Genomic DNA, 20,225 nt, shown 5'->3' on the forward strand with positions numbered 1-20,225 from the left:
TAGAATACCGGCCTGTCACGCCGGGGGTCGCGGGTTCGAGTCCCGTCCGCTCCGCCACTTATTTAAAAACCCAGTCTTAGGACTGGGTTTTGTCGTTTTAAAGCGAAGTGATTTCCCTTTCAGGGAACGAGTCCCGCTTGAGCGCAAGCCCGGCCGTCCGCCACTTATTTTAGACAAAGCCCTAACAGAAATGTTAGGGCTTTTTCGTATGTGCGATATTAAGTTGGTCTGCGACCAACGAGTCCCACGAAAGGTTTGCCCGTTGACTGCAACCCTAGACGTCAGCCATTTATTTAGAAAGCCTAGTCGCAAGACTAGGCTTTCTGCGTTTCTGGAGTCTGGTAGCCTTAAAGCCCATTGTTCTAGCAGCAGGCTTTATTATCATCAGTTACTACAAAGTCACATCTACATGCAACTAATACGCCTCGATTTCTCATAGGTTTACTTTTTGGATATAGGCGAAGATATCTTTCACATCATTTTCGGTGAGCACAGCTCCCCAAGCAGGCATTCCTTCATTACCGTTTAAAACCGTATCGATCAGTTCAGCTTCGCTTTCAAACCAGGAATTGAGCCCTGCATTGATGTCTGATGGTGCTTCAGGCAATGTCTTTCCTACTACTCCATCACCATGTCCTTTTTCACCATGACAAGACATACAAAGTGTTTTGTAGTTAATTTCTCCTTTATCTATATCAATCGGTTTAGCCTGTATTGCAAAGCTTAGAGATACGATAGATAGAGAAAGTAGAGCGGCCGCTTTCATACGCTTAGTCCTATTTATTTCTGATGCTGCAATAGTACTCCGTGCGCTATTAATGCTAGATGAACAGAATTGTTACTTTTCTTCAGACACAAAAAAGCCACCAATAAAGGTGGCTTTTAGAATGGAAGGTTTGTTTAAGCGCTTGGTTCGTTTACTAATGTCAGTGCTTTCTTCGATACTTCGTGAGCTGCTTTGGTTAAATTCTGCTTCTCTAAAGCATCAGATAGATAGCCATAGTCTGAAATGTTAGAACGAACGGAGAGTGCTTTTTCAAAATGCCCTTGAGCATCCGACCATTTTTCTTCACGTAAATAGAACTGAGCTAAAGCGCTATGAGCATCGGCATTATTACCATCTTTGCGTAGTACGCCTTCTAAGAAGGTGACCGCAGGGTGGCTATCCGCCAGCTTCAGTTCTGGTAAAAGCGCATACAGTTCTGAGTTAGGATGTTTTTTTAAGGTTTCCTTTATCAAAGTGAATGCTTCATTGTCTGATTGGCGAGCGATCAGCTGTTTTGCAAAACATTCGATGAGATGTGTATTAGCTTTCTCTTTACGTGGTAAAGCATTCCAATGTGCGATAAGACCTTCACTGCCTTTTTGTGCCGCAACACCACGTAGCAGACCGCATTGAGCTCGTTGCGTTAATGGCTCAACTTCCTCTTTGCTAACGATTTTATGTTTGGTGAGTTTAGGCAGCAAATCGAGAAGTGGTTGCCATAGCTGAAGTTCGATATAAACCTGCTTTAAGAGATTTAATACAATAGCGTTATTTGGGTAACTGCTTTTTAGAGTCGACAGAGTATCAAAGGCTGAGTTGTATTCTGCTTCTCGGATCTGTTGCTTAGCGCGAGTTAATTCTACCGCGAGTTGTGCGTTGTCTTGTTGCCCAGCAAGTTCTAGGTAGCGATCTCTTTGTTCGGCATTCCCTTGTCCTTGAGCAGCTTCAGAGGCGACGAGATAACATAGCAAAGGCATATCGTGGTGGTTTGCCCATCGAGTTACTTTCTTCTCTGCTAGCTTGAAGTCTCCCTCAAGCAGCTTAATGATACCTTCGTTGGTGTAACGACGAGAACGGCGCATTTTACGTACGCTAAACCAGTTCCATGTCGCCGAACTAGCATAAAGCGCTCTTTTAATTAGGTACTCAAGGCCAAACAAAGCCGCTAGTGCAGCAATAACAAAGATAACTAGTGTCGTTACACTCATCTCAATCGTTTTGTTAGCAACTGAGATCAGTACATAACCTTGTTGGCCAGCGTATTGGGTTCCTGCAAATAAGCCGAGTCCCAAAACAACGAATAGGAAAATCAGTCGGAACATTATTTCTCCTCCGTTACTAAGGTTGTAACCTCACGGCGAAGGCGATCTCGAATCACATCAGCGAGCTCTTGTTGGGTCTCAAGCTTAACTGGGTAGTCAACTTGTACATTTTGCTTACTAAGCAGATCGAGAGCTTTGTGGAATTCTTTCACTTCGTTGGAATCTTGGTTGAAGAAGGTGACCGCCCATTTATCAGCTGTCCTTAAAGCTGTGCTATAGATATCTTGCTGCTCTACATAGACCGCTTTGATCGCTGTTTCGAGTTTCGCTTTAATGTTCTCTTTCAAATAGAAATGCTGTTGTGGCGACAGTAACGGAATGACATTGCCATCGCGAGTTCGGAAAGTGATGAAGTTCTCTGAAAAATCTTTAAGAGAGGTCATTAAGTTATTCTGCCAGTCATTCACATCTTGAGACACGACTTGCTTTTCAACCTGTTCTGCTTCTGGCAATAGCGCGTTCGCAAGCGGAAGCTTATCAACTTGTTGCTGCAGTGCGGTGATTCGTAGTACTAAGCCTTCACGATCGATCAGCGGCACGCTCTTTAGTTTGGTAATGTCGTTTGCCATCGACTTACGCAGAGGTACTAAACTTGGGTCATTGAGAGCGGCGATACGCTGGTCTGCACTTTCCATTAGTTTGGTTGCGCTAGCTGCGTCATGTTCTAGAAACAGTTTACGGCCTGCCAGTTTCACCAAATAGTCAGCTTCCGCTAGTAGCCAATCATTTGGTCGACGACCTTTTACATCGGCCATTGCGACCTGCAGGCTTTCAATGCTCTTTTGCTGCTGGGCTAAGACGGTTTCAGCACGGTGAGTTACTTCAGTCGCTTTGGCGATCGCTTGTTGTTGCGTAGATTCAAGCTCAGATTTGACTTGTGTTTGTGTCTGTTTTAGTTGCGCTTGAAGCGCATTAATTTGGGCTTGATACTCAGAACTTTGTTGTTCCATTTTTAGCGTGAGTCCGCCACCGACAAGGAATGAGATAATAATGGCTACTGCGCCTAGTTTGACACCGCGCTTACCTTGTTTCTCTTCAAACTCTGGTGCTTTTTCATTGGGCTTTACTGCAGGCTCTTTTTCTTCTGTTTTAAGCGCCCCGTCTGATTCTTTCTCTACTGTCTGAGTTTGTTCATCTTTGGTTGTTACGTCTTCTGCCTTCTGTTTCTCTTGGTCAGGGGCAATGTTGTCTTTGTTATTTTTACTTGTCATTACTATTGTCCTGTTGAACTTGACTGGAGAGCAGCCAATAAAACGTGGTTTGAGGCACTGACGGTATTGGTGACAACCTCAAAACCGATATCTCGTGCTTCTTGTGCAATACGCTCGCTAGGTACATAAAGATGGAGCGTAAGTAACCAGTCCTTTTGAGCTTCACTTAACTGCGAAATAAAATAGCTGAGCTGACCTGAACTGGTTATGACTAATTGGGTTATTTGTTTATCTTGCCAGAAAGGCACAAGAAAATCTGAGCGGAAAGCTAGGTTTTCTCGTTTGTACACTTCTCGATATTCCACCTTCGCATTGCGATTTAATAGCGTATCGAAGATAAGTTCTCTACCGCCATTACCACGCAAAATCAGTATTCTCTTTTTAGAGACGTCTTGAAGTTGTTTGAGTTCAAGGAGGTGCTCACTGTCGCCAATCTCTGGGTAGTGTACTTTTTGTTGAGTAGCTTTGCTTAAAACATATGCAGTTTTTTGACCGACGGCAAGATAGACAGGATTTGACGGCCAAGTTTGACACGTTTGAGTAAGATAACGTTGAGTTTGACTGACAGCATGTTGGCTGACTGCAATAATAATATCGAATGAGGAGAGGTCATGCTCCAACCCAGAGAGTTGCTCTCCAGATTGGATTTCAATCAGAGGATGGTGGTAACTCGTTACTCCGATCTCTGAAAGTTGCTGGCATAATGAAAGGCCTTGCTTTCCCGGCCTAGTGACCAGTACTGCCATGCTGAGTTACTCGTGATCAGCGTAGAGCTTAGTTAGAATCTTTTTCGCGCCATTATCAAGCAGTTGGTTGGCCAACTCAACGCCCAGTTTCTCGGCGTCGCTGCGAGAACCACGGATTTCACCACGGACAATTTTAGAACCGTCAGGTTCACCAACTAAAGCTCGTAGCCAAATGTTGTCACCATCGATCAGAGAGTAGCTACCGATTGGTACCTGACAACCGCCCTCTAGCGTCAGGTTCATTGCGCGCTCACATAGGACACGGTCGGCGGTTTCTTTGTGGTTTAGTGGCTCAAGCAGTTTTATCAAGCGTTCATCATCTAGACGGCACTCAATGCCGACAGCACCTTGACCAACCGCTGGCAGTGATTGTTCCGGCTCGATAAAGCTCTTGATGCGTTCCTCTAGTTCTAAACGTTTAAGTCCTGCAGCTGCAAGGATAATCGCATCGTATTGACCGTCATCTAGCTTACCAAGACGTGTTCCGACGTTGCCACGAAGTTCCTTAATAACTAGGTCAGGTCGGTACTCTTTTAACTGACATTGACGACGTAGGCTACAAGTGCCGACGACCGCACCGTGTGGCAGCTCATCAATATTGTTGTAGGTGTTAGACACAAAGGCATCGCGAGGGTCTTCTCGTTCACAAATGGTCACCAAGCCTAGACCTTCAGGGAAATCTACTGGTACGTCTTTCATTGAGTGAACAGCAAGGTCTGCACGACCTTCTAGCATAGCGACTTCAAGTTCCTTAACGAATAAGCCTTTACCGCCGACTTTTGCTAATGGTGTATCTAGGATGATATCGCCCTTTGTCACCATAGTAACCAGTTCAACTTCTAAACCAGGGTGTGCGGCTTTAAGTGCGTCTTTGACGAAGTGAGCTTGCCAAAGAGCGAGGGGGCTTTTGCGCGTTGCAATACGAATAGGAGTTGTTTGAGTCATAACGTTCTACTGAAAACTAAATAATGAGCTAATCCTACCACTGTCGGTTAAAAAAGCATTATTGGTTATCCAATCGAACTCATCTTTGATGTTGAGTAGCATAAAATCATTAAAAGAGTGTGATTGATCTCTCGTTTGTAAAATAGGCTATTATTATTAATAAGAGTTACGTACCACACTAAGAGCGACAATTTCAGGTGGGCAAAATTGTGTCGAATCGATCGTACATTTCTTTACCAAATCAGATAAAAGTGTTAGATTGATCACGTTTTGTTGGTGCTTTAGAACAATTAGTATTCAAAGCGCTATCTAGGATATGAACCAAGGAAGCTCTCTTGCAGGCTTACACCAAGACGCTAACTAAAAGACTTGATAACCTCAACCAGCAACGTATTGAACGTGCGCTGGCGCTTATGGATTTGGCGAGTCAGCGTGTATTTCATCTTATTCCAACTCTGCTTCACTTTAATCATCCAGTTATGCCTGGCTATTATGATGCGCAGGTACCTTTTGGTATTTGTGATTTTGATCTGAATGATGTTCAGCAGCAGTTTGTCGAAGATACCCAATTAACCATTGGTCAGCCTTTAAATACTTCAGAGACTCCGTCTATTCTAGGCCTCTATACCATGGGGAGTACTTCCTCAATCGGCCAAAGCACCTCAAGCGATCTCGATATTTGGGTGTGTGTGTCGCCGACAATGGGTGGCAATGAGCGAGAAAGCCTCACCAACAAATGTTTGCTGATTACCGACTGGGCGCAAACTCAGGGGGTGGAAGCGAACTTCTTCTTAATGGATGAGGAGCGTTTTCGCTCAAACCACTCAGAAGAGATGACAGGTGATAACTGTGGCTCTTCTCAACACCTTCTTCTCCTTGATGAGTTCTATCGCAGTGCTGTTCGCTTGGCGGGGCAGCGTCTTTTGTGGCAAATCGTTCCACCAGAAATGGAAGAGTGCTACGACGAATATGTGACCGACCTTTGCAGTAAAGGATACATTGACTGTTCAAAGTGGATCGACTTTGGCCAGTTGAATCGTATTCCTGCAGAAGAGTATTTTGGTTCGAATTTATGGCAGCTTTACAAGAGTATCGACTCGCCATACAAATCGGTACTGAAAGCGATTCTATTGGAAGCCTATTCGTGGGAGTACCCGAACACTCAACTTCTTAGCTTAGACACTAAACGCCGTTTCTTTGCACATGAGCCTGATCTGTATGGGATGGATGCGTATTACCTGATGTTAGAGAAGGTAACGCGTTATCTAGAGCGAATTGGTGATACCACGCGTTTAGATCTAGTACGTCGCTGTTTCTACCTTAAGACTCATGAAAAGCTTTCTCGTGAACCAAGTGCTGGCTCAGTTGCTTGGCGTCGTGAAGCGATGAACGATATGGTGAAAAAGTGGGGCTGGCCAGATTCAGTGGTGGCTGAACTTGATGACCGTCGTAACTGGAAAGTCGAGCAAGTGAAAGTAGTGCACCATGCATTACTTGATGCTTTGATGCAAAGCTACCGTAATCTTATTCAATTCGCGCGTCGCAATGACATTACGTCGGCTATCAGCCCACAAGACATCAGCATTCTTGCGCGTAAGCTTTATGCCGCGTTTGAGGTGCTGCCTGGTAAAGTGACATTGCTGAACCCGCAGATTTCACCAGATTTGCATGAGTCGGATTTGACCTTTATTGAGGTTCGTCCGGGTCGTACGAACAAATCAGGTTGGTATCTCTATAAGCAGCCACTAACTCCACACCGTATTCTTGGGCAAGCCCCATTAGAGCACAATGAGTATTTAAGTAAGTTGGTCGCGTGGTCTTTCTTTAACGGTTTGATTACTGAGTCGACTCGCCTTCACTCGGTAATTCGTGATGCACATTTGGATATCGATAAGTTCTACCAAATGGTAAGCGATCTGCGTAATACCTTCTCACTGCGTAAGCGTCGTCCTTCGATGCAAGCCTTGGCGAGCCCTTGTGAGATCAGCCAACTGGCGATGTTCATCAACTTTGAAAATGACCCAACGTCAGAGCTGAGTGGTAAGTCGCTGAAACTGGATCCCAAAAGTACTGATATTTTCAGTTTTGGTCCTGAGCAGAAGTGCTTAGTAGGTAGTGTGGATTTGGTTTATCGCAACTCATGGCACGAAGTGCGTACTTTGCACTTTAAAGGCGAGACAGCGATGTTAGACGCGCTGAAAACTGTATTGGGTAAAATGCACCAAGATGCGATTCCGCCAGAGTCAGTGGATGTGTTCTGCTATAGCAAAAACTTACGCGGTGTGATGCGTAATATGGTTTACCAGCTGCTGGCAGAGTGTATTGATTTGCGCTTAAAGCCGGTTGAGCAAGAAAAACGTCGTCGCTTTAAAGCTTTGCGTATTGCACAGCAAACGTATGGTCTGTTCTTCGAGCGCCGTGGCGTTTCGGTTCAGATGCTAGAGAACTCGGTCGATTTCTATCGCAGCATCTCGACCAATAAGCTTAAAGGCTCACCGCTTCTGATGCTTGATAAAGAGCAGGACTACCAGTTGCCAGAAATTGTCGATGGTTTTGCGAGTGAAGGTCTGATTCAGTTCTTCTTTGAGGACAGTGAACAAGGATTCAATATCTATGTTCTTGATGAATCAAATCGCGTCGAGGTCTATCACCAATTTAAAGGTGAAAAAGATGAGATGATTGCTTCTGTAAACAGCTTTTATACTTCTGTGAAAGATGAAAACCCATTGTCATCGAAGTTGATTAACTTCAACCTGCCTCAGTACTATCAAATTGTTCGTCCAGAAGATGATGAGCCTTATATCGTTCCATACCGTAATGATGGAGCGAGTTACGCCAGGCCAAATAAGATAGTCAACGCTTAACAAACAATACAAAAGAGCACCATGATAGGTGCTCTTTTTTGTATCAATCTATGTGGTGTTTATTCCCACTCAATCTCTTCATCACAATGCTTTTCACACTCTTGCTTAACCATTGCGATTAGCTCCATTTGAGTCTTAGAGCACGTCCATTGATCATTGATGAGCGAGAAGTGAAAGCCGCCTGACTTCGATGCTAGCCAGATCTCTTTCATTGGCTCTTGGCGGTTGATAATGATTTGACTACGGTCTTCAAACTCTAACGTCATAACGTTGCCAGAGGTTTCGTAGTCGATGTCCGCTCCTGAATCATCAATCATTTCCTCGATGATTTGCATTTGAACATCTACTAACTGATGAAATTCAGTATCGTTCATCCAATCTATCCTATTGCTTTTCTTGAGTGTGGTGCGATTATAGGGGGCATTGAAAGAATAATCACGATACAACCGATGAAAAAATCAATCTTAGCACTATTTATCTTTTCGCTTCTTGGCTTAGCTGGCTGTGGTCAAACTGGACCTCTTTACATGCCTGAAGATGCTCAGCAGAACGAGCAACCTTCGCAATAAAATAGAATCAGAATATAAGGGAAAGAACTTTGGATTATTTCAACTATCAGGACGATGGCCAGCTTTGGGCTGAAGATGTCGCAGTAACACAGCTCGCTCAGCAATTTGGTACTCCGCTTTACGTATACTCTCGTGCAACCTTAGAACGCCATTGGAATGCGTTTGATAAGTCGGTTGGTGAACACCCTCATCTAGTTTGTTATGCCGTGAAGGCGAACTCCAATATAGGCGTATTGAATGCACTGGCTCGCTTGGGCTCAGGCTTTGATATTGTTTCTGGTGGTGAACTTGAACGAGTGATTGCCGCAGGTGGTGATGCTGCGAAAGTCGTTTTCTCTGGTGTGGGTAAAACCGCTGCTGAAATGAAGCGCGCCCTAGAGCTTGGTATTAAGTGCTTTAATGTTGAATCTGAACCAGAGCTAGAGCGACTGAACAAAGTTGCCGGTGAACTTGGTGTCAAAGCGCCGATCTCACTGCGAATTAACCCTGATGTTGATGCCAACACGCACCCTTATATTTCTACTGGTCTGCGCGATAACAAATTTGGTATTGCCTTTGATCGAGCGCCAGCTGTGTACAAATTTGCACAAAGCCTAGAGCATCTCGATATTAAAGGTATCGACTGCCATATTGGTTCTCAGTTGACGGACATCGAACCATTTATCGACGCGACAGATCGTCTCCTTGCTTTGATTGATGACCTAAAAACACAAGGCGTGAACATTGAGCACCTTGATGTTGGTGGTGGTCTGGGTGTGGTTTATCGCGATGAATTACCTCCACAGCCTTCTGACTATGCGAAAGCACTGCTTGGCCGTTTAGAAAATCATAAAGATCTTGAGCTTATCTTCGAACCTGGCCGTGCGATTGCAGCAAACGCCGGTATTCTGGTGACTCAAGTAGAGTTCCTAAAACACACTGAGCACAAGAACTTCGCCATTATTGATGCAGCGATGAATGACTTGATGCGTCCTGCGCTTTACCAAGCATGGCAAGATATTGTTCCTGTTGTACCACGTGAAGGCGAAGCAGTGACTTACGACTTGGTTGGCCCTATTTGTGAGACGGGTGACTTCCTTGGCAAAGACCGTGCGCTAGTGCTTGAAGAGAATGATCTTCTGGCGGTTCGCTCAGCAGGTGCTTATGGCTTCGTGATGTCTTCGAACTACAACACTCGTGTTCGTGCGGCAGAAGTGATGGTTGATGGTGAACAAGCCCATTTAGTGCGCCAGCGAGAAGAGCTTTCTAGCTTGTGGGCACTTGAAAACGTACTTCCGGAGTAATTGAAGTCCTATGCATTTCCATTTTTCTAAAATGCACGGTTTGGGTAATGACTTTATGGTCGTTGACTGCATTACTCAAAACATATTCTTTTCCCCAGACTTGATCCGCCGTTTGGCGGATCGTCACACTGGCATCGGTTTTGACCAGTTGTTGGTGGTTGAAGCACCTTACGATCCTGAAACCGATTTCCACTACCGTATTTTTAATGCCGATGGCAGTGAAGTTGAACAGTGTGGCAACGGTGCGCGCTGTTTTGCCCGTTTTGTGCGAATGAAAGGGCTAACCAATAAATACAGCATTGGTGTCAGTACGAAAAAAGGCAAAATGGTCTTGAACATCGAAGAAGATGATCAAGTAACGGTGAACATGGGTGTACCTGAATTTGAACCAAATAAGATTCCGTTCAAAGCAAAGCAGCCTGAAAAAACGTATATTTTGCGCGCCGAAGATAAAACCCTTTTCTGTGGTGCGGTCAGCATGGGCAACCCTCATGTAGTGACCGTTGTCGATGATGTCGCGACGGCTGATGTCGACATATTAGGGCCATTGTTAGAATCTCATGAACGTTTCCCTGAACGAGTTAACGCAGGCTTTATGCAGGTGCTTGATCGTGGTGAAGTGAACTTACGCGTCTATGAACGTGGTGCGGGTGAAACTCAAGCTTGTGGTAGTGGTGCATGTGGTGCTGTTGCGGTGGGCATTGTTCAAGGCCTACTCGATGAGCAAGTCAAAGTGAACCTGCCTGGTGGATCGTTGAATATTCAATGGCAAGGTCCTGGCAAGCCACTTTATATGACAGGGCCGGCTACTCATGTATTTGATGGTCAACTAACCTGTTAATATACCCTGCACATTTGAAGTCTCAGCGTTGTTGACTGCGGCAATCCTCCAGAAGGCCGGCCACCCTAATCACATAGAACACCTATGCTGATAGGGGAGAGTCGACTTGTCGCCTAGCTGAAACCCCAACTATTTGGGTAGAGAATAACAAAAGGAAATAACGTGTCTCATATCGAAGCAGATGCGCTCACAGCCGAAGTTGTAGCGGAATACCTGCGTGATAATCCTGACTTTTTTATTGAACGTCGCGACTTAGTTGAGCGTTTGGCACTGCCTCACCAAGAGCAAGGTGCGGTTTCATTGGTTCATGTCCAAATGAATCGTCAACGCCAACGCATTGAAGAGTTGGAAGAAGAGATCACAACGTTAATGTCACTGGCGAAGAGTAATGACCAGACGTTCCATGAATTTATGGATCTGCAAGAGCAAATCTTAGGCTGTGACACGTTACTGTCTGTGGTGAAAGCGATTGAAGAGAAGGCGAAAGCGCTGGGTTTGGTTGCTTACGTCCGTCTACTTGACAGTGAATCGAGCTACTACTCACTGAACAAAGAGAATTACCAGCGCTTTTCTACCAACCACCTCAATGGTAAGAGTGCTTATCTAGGCCGCATGCGTAAAGTGGATCGCGAGCTGTTGTTTGGTGATAAGTCACGAGCGCCTGAGATGGGGTCATACGTTGTTTTGCCTCTGCATAAGCAATCATTGCAAGGTATCTTGGTCTTTTCGAGCAGCGATGGTGGACATTTTCAACCGCACATGGATACCTTATTCCTTCGACACTTGGCGTTAGTGTTATCTCACCTTATCGACTCCCTTCCTTGGCAGAATGAACACCATGAGCGAATCAGTAGCACCACTGCCTAGCGGACTACAGCAGCCTCTTGAACGCTTCTATGAATATTTGAGAAGTGAAAAGGGGCTGAGCTTACATACTCAGCGTAACTACAAACAGCAACTGGAAACCATGGCGCATCACCTTGCTCAACTCGGCCTAAAAGAGTGGCAGCAAGTGGATGCTGGATGGGTGCGCCAGCTAGCGAGTAAAGGTATGCGTGAGGGAATGAAAGCAAGCAGTTTGGCAACGCGGCTCTCTTCTTTGCGCAGTTTCTTTGATTTTTTAATGTTGCGTGGTGAGCTGAGTGCCAACCCTGCTAAAGGGGTATCAGCTCCACGTAAACAACGTCCACTGCCTAAAAACCTCGATGTTGATGAGGTGGGGCAACTGCTTGAAGTGAACGAAGATGACCCATTGTCAGTGCGCGATCGTGCCATGATGGAATTGATGTACGGTGCTGGTTTGCGTTTAGCTGAATTGGTGAGTATTAACGTCAAAGATGTCAGCCTTTCATCGGGTGAAATTCGAGTTGTCGGTAAAGGTGATAAAGAGCGTAAAGTCCCGTTTGCCGGGATGGCGGCAGAGTGGGTTGGTAAATGGCTTAAATTGCGAGGTGGTTTGGCACAAGCAGGCGAACCTGCGTTGTTTGTTTCTAAGTTAGGTAGCCGAATTTCTCACCGTAATGTGCAAAAGCGTATGGCTGAATGGGGTCAGAAGCAAGGTACGGCAAGCCATGTTAGCCCGCATAAACTTCGTCACTCTTTCGCGACACATATGCTTGAATCCAGCAACAATCTGCGTGCGGTACAAGAGTTACTTGGGCACGAGAATATTTCGACCACTCAAATTTATACTCACTTAGACTTTCAGCACTTAGCGGAAGTGTACGATCAGGCTCACCCAAGAGCGAAAAAGCGAGGCCGTGAATAATGCGCTACTTTCGTCAGTTAGCACCAATCAAAGCGATGACCTTCGACCTAGACGATACGCTTTATGATAATCGACCGATTATCCGTCAAGTTGAGATGCAAATGGTCAAATGGCTCCATACGCACCACCCAGTTTCCGCGACTAAGCCACTAAGCTGGTGGCATGAACTCAAACTTCGCCTTGCGCGAGAAGACAGTTGGTTGACCAATGATGTGACGCTATGGCGTTACACCCAGATTGAGCAAGGTTTGCTGATATTAGGCTACCAGCCTGAAGAAGCAAAACAGGCCGCGAAGGATGCGATTGCAGAAGTCTTACGTTTACGCAGTGACTTCACCGTTCCAGAGCAAGCACATAAAGTGATGGCGGAACTTTCTAAGCGTATGCCTTTGGTTGCGATTACCAATGGTAATGTGGATGTTGAGAAGATTGGCTTGTCGCAATACTTTCAGTTGGTTCTGAAAGCTGGGCCTGATGGTTTTGCTAAGCCGCATGGTCAGATGTTTGATAAAGCGGTGTCATTTCTTGATATTCCCGCTGAAAACGTTCTTCATGTAGGGGATCACCTAATTTCTGATGTTCAAGGTGCAAAGCTTAGTGGCTTGCAAGCGTGTTGGTTTAACGATCAGGGTATGGATATCTATCAGTGTAAAAAGGCGCGCTTGTTACCCGATGTTGAAGTAAATCGTTTGCATGATTTATTGGTATTGAGTGAGAAGTAAATAACACCATACTAAATCAACTCTTTTCATATGGGTGCACATCGTTTACGGTATGGGAAATTATTAGATTGTATTTTCCTCGTCTCAGGCTAATAACATGCGCACCTACTCTGCTCTGGTTACTCACCCTCAGCAACTGCACGATTTTTTACTGGATCTTCCAGATAAAAATGCACCATCCCACCTTATTCAGATTCTTTCGACCGAACCTGAAAAGGCAGTAACAGATTACGCGAAGCTACTATTAGAGTGTCTTCCCAATGCGCATATCCTTGGTCAGAGTACACGCCATGCTATTTTTGAAGGCCAAATCCACCATGAAGGGACGCTAGTCTCGGTTTCAAGCTTTGAATCTACCGCGATAACAACTTGTTCGGTTTTGCTTGATGGTATTTCATCTCAGAATATTGAGAGCGTTCAACAGGACCTACAGGTTGGTCCTGAGGCTAAAGCTATCATTAGCTTCGCGCCTTATACCAATGGCTTGTATCAACTCTTGGGACAAGCGCTCGACATCCCAATCAGTGGTGGATTAGCGGCAACCGTAGTAGGCCGAAGGGAGTGGGTGCTCCTTGGTGATAAAACTTATCAAGACCATGCGGTGCTTACTGTGTTAAGCGGTAAAGATTTGACGGTTTACCGCAATGCATTTTCAGAATGGACGCCGATTGGTGGCACGTTGAGGGTTACTGAAACTCAAGGAAGCATTTTAAAAAGTCTCGATTATCAACCGACTTATTCTATCTATCAGCAGCGATTGTCGGCTGATAGGCCGATTGCGTTAGAACAGATGTACAGTTTCCCGCTTAAAAATGGCAGTGGGCAAGTGAGCAGTCTGCGAGAGATCTACCCAGATGGCAGTATCCGATTGGATAACCCTGTACATTTAGGTGACGAAGTTCGAATTTGCTACAACCACCCTTCTTTAACCTTGGAGCAAGTCCGTCACGATGTAAGCCAACTGGCGCGTAGTAACCCTGAATCCGTGTTTATTTATAACTGTGAGTCTCGGCTAGAGTTTCTCGAAGGGGTGAGTGAAATAAAGCTATTTGATTGCTTTGATAATGCAACGGGCAGCTACTGTATGGGAGAGCTGTATCGTGGCCAGGAGCAAGAGACGCTCCACCACAGTATGACTTACCTGGCGTTAAGTGAGTCACCAGAACTTAGGACACCGATTAGTGTTGAGGAGGATGATAGCGTTCCTATCTCGCCTCTTTTTAATCTTATTCGCTACTCGATTGATGAGCTCAATAACTCTCGGCTAGGTATGGAGAAAAAACTTGCCAAACAAACCGAAAGATTACTTGAGAGTTATCGCCTTGATAAACACACTGGGCTGAAAAACCGTGTGGCTTTACAAGAGCGTTTAAAGACTCTCAAAGAGTGTGAGCATGTCATCACCATAAAGTTGTCTAATTTCCATCAGGTGAACGAGAAGTATGGCTATCAGGTGGCCGATGAACTGATCCGTGACTTGAGTGATCATTTTGTTGAGCGTCTTTCTCAGCGTCGTGGTAATGAGTTTGTTAAGCACCTTTACTACATCGGCACGGCAGAGTGGGCGATTGTCTTCTCCGCAGAAGTACCGAGTCATCGTATCCAACAAGAGTTTTCAGCCTTTGCCGACCAAATGGAGCGGATTAATTTTGAGCCTTATGGTCTGCCTGATGTGGATTATCTCTCGGTGTCGATAACGGGGGGAATTGCGAGTTCTTCAGACTTTCCTGGTATTGAAGGTGATGAATTGCTGCTTAAATCGATAGACGCAAGGCGCACAGGTAAAGAGCGCAATACGCACTTCTTCAATGCTCGAGACTGTTCGATGACGATAGAGCAACAGCTAGACAAGATTGAGCTTATGGGCGTTGTCAGTCGAGCGATCTTGCGTAAGCGAATCATCACCTACAGCCAGCCGATTTTCGCTGCTAATACGCGAGAGCAACGATCGCAAGAGTGCCTAGTTCGAATTGAAGATGAAGGCACTATCATTTCACCGGGGCGCTTCTTGCCTATTATCGAAGGAACGCATTTATACACGCGCTTGAGCCGCTACATGATCTCTTCGACGATGAACTATATGGCCAATCGTGAAGAGTCGTTTTCGATCAATTTATCACCGCAAGATATGCTCAGTGACAAGACGCTGTATTTGCTTGAAGAGTCTATCTCCAAAATGAATGATCCTTACCGTTTAGGGATTGAGGTACTGGAGTCTGAGCAGATCAAAGACTTTGATCGCATGGCAGAGATTTGCGGTCATTTCAAGAAAATGGGTGTGAGGTTGCTGGTGGATGATTTCGGCTCGGGCTACTCAAACATCGATGAAATTATTCGACTGGAGCCTGATATCATCAAGCTTGATGGCAGTCTGATAAAAACCATTGACCAAGATGCTAAGCAGCGTCAAATCACCGGTCAGCTGGTGAAGTTGTGCCAAGTGTTAAACGCTAAGACGATTGCCGAGTTTGTTCACAATAAAGAGGTGTGCCGAATTGCTGAAGACTTGGGTGTTGACTACTTACAAGGTTTTTACCTCGCAGAGCCAACACGCCTATTTTAACCTTTTAGTGCGTGGCCACTTTTGTCTGCTTTAAACGCCTGCATGTACCTTTCAAAAAAGCCTAGCAATTGCTGGGCTTTTCGCTGCTCGCCAATCGCAAAGAGCACTTCACAACCGACCTCCAAAGTACATAGATGCCCTGCTTGTTGATTTCGTCGTAGCTGATAGCGTGATGCCTCAGTTGGCGAAATATGTGCATGAGGAATCTCTGCCAACCAATCACTTTTACGCAGCATCTTTTTCGCTTCCTGCCAGGTGCCATCCAAAATGATGAACAGCGGCGTTTTATCGCTGCTTTGCGCATTTTGGTAAGCCGTTTCAACAGGCTGGCTCTCTTCACTTGGAAAAAGTAGAAAGGGCTGGTAGAGCTCGCTTTTTAGCAGTGCAAGCAGCTCTGGGCAGGGCGCTTTACGTTGCCAAACATGTGAACTGCTTGAGTGAATGCTTTTGAGCAGCCATTGACCGGTATTAGTCTCCCGTGATAGCTCATTTTCGTGCATCAATAACGCAATGTGAGTTGGGACATCCAGTAAAGGCAGGGTGTCACATAGGCATTGGTGTTTTAGCTGACAACGAGGGCAAGGTTGTAAAGACTCACTCACAGACGAATGCCTTCTTGGTGTGGTGTTAAACCATCAGAAAAGAGCTGAACTTGGCTAATCTCATCGTAGTTGGCAACAGGGGCAGTGCTTGGGTTCAACGGGTAGCTAACGCCATCGTAGCGCAAGATATGCTGATTCGGGACCGCGCCGCCGCCGCTCACAAACAGCACCAGATCTTGCCAACCTTGTTGCTCGCTGATCCCTAGATTGATCGGAGTATTTACCAAGGTTATGCGGCTGTTGAAGCGCCACTCTTGTTGATGATTTTCAAAAATCAGTAGTGTACACCCACCTGAGCCACACCAATCCAGTTGAGTGATCAGTTCCTCTTGACCATCACCATTGAGGTCGTAGGTTAACCAGCGGTAGCGAGTGCCAGTTGGGTCGCTTTTGTTGATCTTAAAGTAGTGACGCAGTGCCTTATCGACTTTAGGGTTGAATTCGGCTGTTGAAGGTATCGAATTTGGATTAAGCGTTCTTGCTTGCTCTTGAGCTTGCTCGACATATTGAGATTTAAACAGAGTTAAACCAGCGTCAGCAATGGGATAAACGATATTGCCTACTTTTTCTTTGGTGGCATTGAGTTGGTAACCATCCTGAGTGAACAGACGCTCCGAGAGTAGAGGCTGTTGCTGGTGGTGAGTCATGACCACTTGCACTTGGTTTGGGCTGAGTTGTTGCCAGTAGCCACGTTCAACAGAATCAGAATCACCATTGTCGTATTGGTAAGTCGTTGTCGCACTGTGGTCTGGGTTCATCTGCAATGAGACGGTAAAGTTACTCGATGACGTTGATGTAGCTTGATAAAACCCTGCCCACTCTTGGGTCGCATCTTGATTCGATAGTGTGGCACACCCTTGGTAGTCTTGTCCGTTGAGCAGCAAAGTTGCACTCCAACCGTATAAAGAATCGCTCATGCCATCAACACAGCTGCGCTGATTAAGCTCAAGTGAACCACCATCAAACTGGTATCGACGCCTATCGGATTCGATACGGCTGCTATTGAGTGTCAGTTCTTGCTTTTCTTCGCCCATTTTTTGAAATACAAGTTGGTCATTGTCAAAACTGACTGACCAGAATGGTTCGGTGCCAAATGCACGGGTAGGCTTGCTCGGTTGGTCGCAGCGTTTCGGGTTTTCTGCGGTGATGAGATTGATGGAGTCGACCACAAAGCGCGCCGCATAATCGGCAACGAATCCATCGGCTTGCCCTGTTTCTAGGTGACCAACCACTTCACCATAAAGAGGCGCATAAGGAGAACGAACCAATGCCATCGCTTGTTGGAAGCGATCATCAGGTAGGTCAAGCCAGTATTGTTGTTGGCTACCACATGGCGTAATCGAGCGCACTTCATGACCCAATACAATTTCACCACGTAGGATGAAAGTTTGCGGATTCACGCTGCTTGGTTTATCAAGGCTAGCAAGCGGAGCATCAGTGACGGGTTGATTTGTGGTTGGAGCGGATGCTGAACACGCTTGTAATGTAAGTAATGTTATCAGAGCGACTGGGTTTCGAAGCGCCTTCATGCTATATCTTCCCTATTCAGAAACTGGCGGATCTTATTATGGCATATTGGTTATTTAAAACTGAACCTGACACCTTCTCTATTGACACGCTTCGCACACAAAAGACGTCGTGCTGGGAAGGCGTTCGTAACTACCAAGCACGAAACATGATGCGAGATGAGGTGAAAGAGGGCGACTTAGTACTGATCTATCATTCATCTTGTAAGAAAGTGGGTGTGGCAGGTATTGCTAAGGTGATTAAAGAGTCATACCCAGATCATTTTGCTTTTGATCCACAAAGCGACTATTACGATCCTAAGTCGACACCAGACAACCCGCGTTGGATGATGGTAGACATTGATTTCGTGCGTAAGACGGAGCGTTTGATTCCATTGTCAGTGCTAAAATCCATGCCTGAACTGGAGAACATGCCATTAGTCAAACGAGGTAATCGACTCTCGATTATGCCAGTGAGTGAGGATGAGTGGTCGGCGATTTTAGGCAAAGAGAAGTTGCCAAGCCAACGATGAAATAAAACAGGCAGCGATTAAGCTGCCTGTTTTGTTATTGGAGATGAGATTAAAGCAAGTGATCTTGCAGGTAGTGCGCCACGGCATCTTCTGCGTTACTGCCAATCACCTCATTGTTTGGTAGTGCCTCTTTTACTTTATGGTGAGAGGTGCCCATAACAAGGCCTTTACCCGCCATTGCTAGCATTTCAGCATCATTCATACCATCACCAAAAGCGATACAGTTCTCAAGACCGAGCTTCATTGATTTGGCAACTGCTTCTAACGCATGACCTTTTGATACTTCAGCGGCCATCACTTCTAGACACCAAGGCGTTGAGAAAGCGACATTGAGTTTGTCACCGAACTTCTCTTTAAGTTGTCGTTCAAACTCAGCAAGGTGTTCGTGATCATGCTCTGGATGAGTGAAGAACACTTTGGCGATGCCCTCGACAGGAGCGGCATCCGCTTTGAAACGTTTGTAGCTAAAATCTTCATGAAATTCAGCTAGCGTTTTATCTTCTCTATCTAGTAACCAATCGTCATTCTGGTACATGTGGATAAAAATCTCTGGATCTTGGCGGATCACATCGATCACTGGCTGAACCAACTCTTCAGGAACGTTCTTGCTGTACATCAGTTGATCATTTTGGTCATGAACTCGTGCACCATTTGAGGTGATCATATACGCAGGAATGCCAGCCACTTCGCGTATGCCTGCCACATCGACATGGTGACGACCCGTTGCAAAAATAAACGTAAAGCCTTTTTCGTGTAGGGTTTTCAATGTCTGTTTTGAAAAATCACTCAGCTGGTGGTTTGGCGCCAGTAAAGTGCCATCAAGGTCAGAAGCTACAATGTGAAAAGGAGTCTCTTTGCGTGTGTCGGTCATATCACCCTCGTATGTACAGCGGTATTAGCCATTCGGATAGAGAGTGTAGTTTACTGGAACAGAAAGGGGAAAAAGAGGGTAAAGATCACCCTCTTAAATTTCCTATTTTATTTAGGTCAACAGCCCCTAGTACTGATTGAAAAAGTCGAAGGTGGTTTCGAGTGCTTGATTGCGGTACTCGTCTTGTTCAAACAGCAATTCGTGTTTGGCGCCGTGAATAATTTTAAATGCGCATTGGCTATGGGTTTTCGCAAGCTTCTTCATAAACAGGACTTGAGCCTGATTTGACACAATTTGATCGTCGCCAGCTTGCATGACCAACAATGGGGTTTTGAGGTGGCGTGTCATTAAGTGGCATTGCTTACAAGCCATCAAGCCTTGCCATACCCAACGCGTGCTAGCACCACCAATTTTAAGTTCCGGGTGCTCTTCATACCAATCACGAAACCAACGGTAACGAACTTCACTTTGGCTTAGAAAATTTCCTTCAAAAGGTTTAGCAGTGTAGGCCGCTTGCCCCGGTGCAAACGTTGGTTTTGGGTAGACAGCTGTTAACACTTGACCAAGTAGAGTTGCAATGGGTTTTAAGTGCCAAGGAAGGTTCACTCCATACATTGGTGCACTAAGAGAGGCTGCATCAAATATGGAATCATGGGTTTGTAGGTAGCGAGTGGTGATATTGCCACCCATTGAGTGGCCTAAAAGGTAGCACTTTTTGTATGTGCCTAGGTCGAAGTGTCGCACTACTATGTCTAGGTCTTTTACGTAGTCTTCAAACTCGCCGACATATCCCATTTCAGTGTCGTCAATTAGGCGTTCTGAAAGCCCTTGGCCACGATGATCAAATGAGTAAACGTCATACCCTTGTTGAAACAGGTCGTAAAACAGCTCTTGGTATTTCGAGCAGCATTCTATTCTACCATTCACCACAACCACAGCTTTGTTATGCTCTGGTGAGGTGAGCTTCATCCAGTACAACGTTGTCTTGTCAAAGGACTTTAGATAGCCCTCTTCGCGAGAACGCCATAAGTTAGCAATATTACCATTGATCGCTTGCTCAAAATCGGACTCTTGAGTATAAGGATGAGTAATGTGGTAGCTGGAATCATTCATG

General features: G+C 45.5%; 19 protein-coding genes. 9 read left to right on the forward strand and 10 right to left on the reverse strand.

All coding sequences use genetic code 11. The annotated features are described in order from the left end of the window. Window positions 1-433 precede the first annotated feature (433 nt). The 5 genes from F0231_RS18930 to hemC form a co-directional block, all read right to left on the reverse strand. Window positions 434-766 (reverse strand): cytochrome c, encoded by a 333-nt coding sequence (locus F0231_RS18930; RefSeq protein ID WP_171761252.1) that lies wholly within the window; start codon window positions 764-766, stop codon window positions 434-436. Window positions 767-900: 134 nt separating this feature from the next. After that, complete coding sequence (locus F0231_RS18935; protein ID WP_171761253.1) at window positions 901-2,088, reverse strand: heme biosynthesis protein HemY; 1,188 nt, start codon at window positions 2,086-2,088, stop codon at window positions 901-903. After that, window positions 2,088-3,299 (reverse strand): uroporphyrinogen-III C-methyltransferase, encoded by a 1,212-nt coding sequence (locus F0231_RS18940; protein ID WP_171761254.1) that lies wholly within the window; start codon window positions 3,297-3,299, stop codon window positions 2,088-2,090. Before F0231_RS18940 ends, F0231_RS18935 begins: the two co-directional genes overlap by 1 nt. Before the next feature lie 2 nt (window positions 3,300-3,301). Continuing rightward, window positions 3,302-4,045, reverse strand: a complete 744-nt coding sequence (locus tag F0231_RS18945; RefSeq protein ID WP_171761255.1) for a uroporphyrinogen-III synthase — start codon at window positions 4,043-4,045, stop codon at window positions 3,302-3,304. A 6-nt stretch (window positions 4,046-4,051) separates the two neighbouring features. Continuing rightward, entirely contained in the window at window positions 4,052-4,990 is a 939-nt protein-coding gene (gene hemC, locus F0231_RS18950) for a hydroxymethylbilane synthase (RefSeq protein ID WP_171761256.1), read from the reverse strand. Between the two features lie 335 nt (window positions 4,991-5,325). Between hemC and F0231_RS18955 the strand changes: the two genes are divergently transcribed. Then, window positions 5,326-7,854: a class I adenylate cyclase gene (locus F0231_RS18955; RefSeq protein WP_171761257.1), complete on the forward strand. Its 2,529-nt coding sequence runs from the start codon at window positions 5,326-5,328 to the stop codon at window positions 7,852-7,854. Between the two features lie 59 nt (window positions 7,855-7,913). Here the strand turns inward: F0231_RS18955 and cyaY are convergent, their stop codons facing one another. Continuing rightward, window positions 7,914-8,228: an iron donor protein CyaY gene (gene cyaY / locus F0231_RS18960; RefSeq protein ID WP_171761258.1), complete on the reverse strand. Its 315-nt coding sequence runs from the start codon at window positions 8,226-8,228 to the stop codon at window positions 7,914-7,916. Between cyaY and F0231_RS18965 the strand changes: the two genes are divergently transcribed. The 7 genes from F0231_RS18965 to F0231_RS18995 all read left to right on the forward strand — a co-directional run bounded on the left by F0231_RS18965 (window position 8,208) and on the right by F0231_RS18995 (window position 15,600). Beyond that, window positions 8,208-8,423, forward strand: a complete 216-nt coding sequence (locus F0231_RS18965; RefSeq protein ID WP_171761259.1) for a lipoprotein — start codon at window positions 8,208-8,210, stop codon at window positions 8,421-8,423. The genes cyaY and F0231_RS18965 overlap by 21 nt on opposite strands. A 29-nt stretch (window positions 8,424-8,452) precedes the next feature. Continuing rightward, window positions 8,453-9,706 carry a diaminopimelate decarboxylase gene (gene lysA, locus F0231_RS18970; protein ID WP_171761260.1) on the forward strand — a complete coding sequence of 418 codons (1,254 nt, stop codon included), beginning with the start codon at window positions 8,453-8,455 and terminating at the stop codon, window positions 9,704-9,706. 10 nt (window positions 9,707-9,716) lie between these two features. Next, the gene (gene dapF / locus F0231_RS18975; RefSeq protein WP_171761261.1) at window positions 9,717-10,547 is read left to right on the forward strand and encodes a diaminopimelate epimerase; all 831 of its coding nucleotides are present in this window, start codon (window positions 9,717-9,719) and stop codon (window positions 10,545-10,547) included. 162 nt (window positions 10,548-10,709) lie between these two features. After that, window positions 10,710-11,414 (forward strand): DUF484 family protein, encoded by a 705-nt coding sequence (locus F0231_RS18980; RefSeq protein ID WP_171761262.1) that lies wholly within the window; start codon window positions 10,710-10,712, stop codon window positions 11,412-11,414. Next, entirely contained in the window at window positions 11,386-12,315 is a 930-nt protein-coding gene (gene xerC, locus F0231_RS18985; protein WP_171761263.1) for a tyrosine recombinase XerC, read from the forward strand. The genes F0231_RS18980 and xerC overlap by 29 nt, the downstream gene beginning before the upstream one ends. After that, on the forward strand, window positions 12,315-13,037 hold the full coding sequence (yigB, locus tag F0231_RS18990; RefSeq protein WP_171761264.1) for a 5-amino-6-(5-phospho-D-ribitylamino)uracil phosphatase YigB: 723 nt from the start codon (window positions 12,315-12,317) through the stop codon (window positions 13,035-13,037). The genes xerC and yigB overlap by 1 nt, the downstream gene beginning before the upstream one ends. 97 nt (window positions 13,038-13,134) lie before the next feature. Beyond that, the gene (locus tag F0231_RS18995) at window positions 13,135-15,600 is read left to right on the forward strand and encodes an EAL domain-containing protein (RefSeq protein ID WP_171761265.1); all 2,466 of its coding nucleotides are present in this window, start codon (window positions 13,135-13,137) and stop codon (window positions 15,598-15,600) included. On the opposite strand, the gene F0231_RS19000 is transcribed toward F0231_RS18995, so the two are convergent. Next, a complete protein-coding gene (locus F0231_RS19000) occupies window positions 15,597-16,202 on the reverse strand; it encodes a DTW domain-containing protein (protein ID WP_171761266.1) in 606 nt (201 codons plus the stop codon). The genes F0231_RS18995 and F0231_RS19000 overlap by 4 nt on opposite strands. Beyond that, window positions 16,199-17,731, reverse strand: coding sequence for a COG3650 family protein (locus F0231_RS19005; RefSeq protein WP_171761267.1), 1,533 nt, complete (start codon window positions 17,729-17,731; stop codon window positions 16,199-16,201). The genes F0231_RS19000 and F0231_RS19005 overlap by 4 nt, the downstream gene beginning before the upstream one ends. A gap of 38 nt (window positions 17,732-17,769) precedes the next feature. Between F0231_RS19005 and F0231_RS19010 the strand changes: the two genes are divergently transcribed. Beyond that, complete coding sequence (locus F0231_RS19010; protein ID WP_171761268.1) at window positions 17,770-18,240, forward strand: EVE domain-containing protein; 471 nt, start codon at window positions 17,770-17,772, stop codon at window positions 18,238-18,240. A 49-nt stretch (window positions 18,241-18,289) separates the two neighbouring features. On the opposite strand, the gene F0231_RS19015 is transcribed toward F0231_RS19010, so the two are convergent. Together F0231_RS19015 and F0231_RS19020 are read right to left on the reverse strand one after the other, a co-directional pair. After that, window positions 18,290-19,111, reverse strand: a complete 822-nt coding sequence (locus tag F0231_RS19015; protein ID WP_171761269.1) for a Cof-type HAD-IIB family hydrolase — start codon at window positions 19,109-19,111, stop codon at window positions 18,290-18,292. A 126-nt stretch (window positions 19,112-19,237) separates the two neighbouring features. Beyond that, window positions 19,238-20,224, reverse strand: coding sequence for an alpha/beta fold hydrolase (locus tag F0231_RS19020; RefSeq protein ID WP_171761270.1), 987 nt, complete (start codon window positions 20,222-20,224; stop codon window positions 19,238-19,240). Window position 20,225 lies beyond the last annotated feature (1 nt).

The sequence above is a fragment of the Vibrio sp. RE86 genome (genome assembly GCF_013114545.1).
Taxonomy (GTDB): Bacteria; Pseudomonadota; Gammaproteobacteria; order Enterobacterales; family Vibrionaceae; genus Vibrio.

What these genes read in the sequence shown, in the direction of transcription:
- F0231_RS18935 (WP_171761253.1), bottom strand. Translation starts at nt 2,088, where the DNA reads ATGTTCCGACTGATTTTCCTATTCGTTGTTTTGGGACTCGGCTTATTT.
- F0231_RS18940 (WP_171761254.1), bottom strand. Translation starts at nt 3,299, where the DNA reads ATGACAAGTAAAAATAACAAAGACAACATTGCCCCTGACCAAGAGAAA.
- dapF (WP_171761261.1), top strand. Translation starts at nt 9,717, where the DNA reads ATGCATTTCCATTTTTCTAAAATGCACGGTTTGGGTAATGACTTTATG.
- cyaY (WP_171761258.1), bottom strand. Translation starts at nt 8,228, where the DNA reads ATGAACGATACTGAATTTCATCAGTTAGTAGATGTTCAAATGCAAATC.
- F0231_RS19020 (WP_171761270.1), bottom strand. Translation starts at nt 20,224, where the DNA reads ATGAATGATTCCAGCTACCACATTACTCATCCTTATACTCAAGAGTCC.
- F0231_RS19005 (WP_171761267.1), bottom strand. Translation starts at nt 17,731, where the DNA reads ATGAAGGCGCTTCGAAACCCAGTCGCTCTGATAACATTACTTACATTA.
- F0231_RS19015 (WP_171761269.1), bottom strand. Translation starts at nt 19,111, where the DNA reads ATGACCGACACACGCAAAGAGACTCCTTTTCACATTGTAGCTTCTGAC.
- F0231_RS18995 (WP_171761265.1), top strand. Translation starts at nt 13,135, where the DNA reads ATGCGCACCTACTCTGCTCTGGTTACTCACCCTCAGCAACTGCACGAT.
- hemC (WP_171761256.1), bottom strand. Translation starts at nt 4,990, where the DNA reads ATGACTCAAACAACTCCTATTCGTATTGCAACGCGCAAAAGCCCCCTC.
- xerC (WP_171761263.1), top strand. Translation starts at nt 11,386, where the DNA reads ATGAGCGAATCAGTAGCACCACTGCCTAGCGGACTACAGCAGCCTCTT.
- yigB (WP_171761264.1), top strand. Translation starts at nt 12,315, where the DNA reads ATGCGCTACTTTCGTCAGTTAGCACCAATCAAAGCGATGACCTTCGAC.
- F0231_RS18945 (WP_171761255.1), bottom strand. Translation starts at nt 4,045, where the DNA reads ATGGCAGTACTGGTCACTAGGCCGGGAAAGCAAGGCCTTTCATTATGC.
- F0231_RS18930 (WP_171761252.1), bottom strand. Translation starts at nt 766, where the DNA reads ATGAAAGCGGCCGCTCTACTTTCTCTATCTATCGTATCTCTAAGCTTT.
- F0231_RS18965 (WP_171761259.1), top strand. Translation starts at nt 8,208, where the DNA reads ATGAAATTCAGTATCGTTCATCCAATCTATCCTATTGCTTTTCTTGAG.
- F0231_RS19010 (WP_171761268.1), top strand. Translation starts at nt 17,770, where the DNA reads ATGGCATATTGGTTATTTAAAACTGAACCTGACACCTTCTCTATTGAC.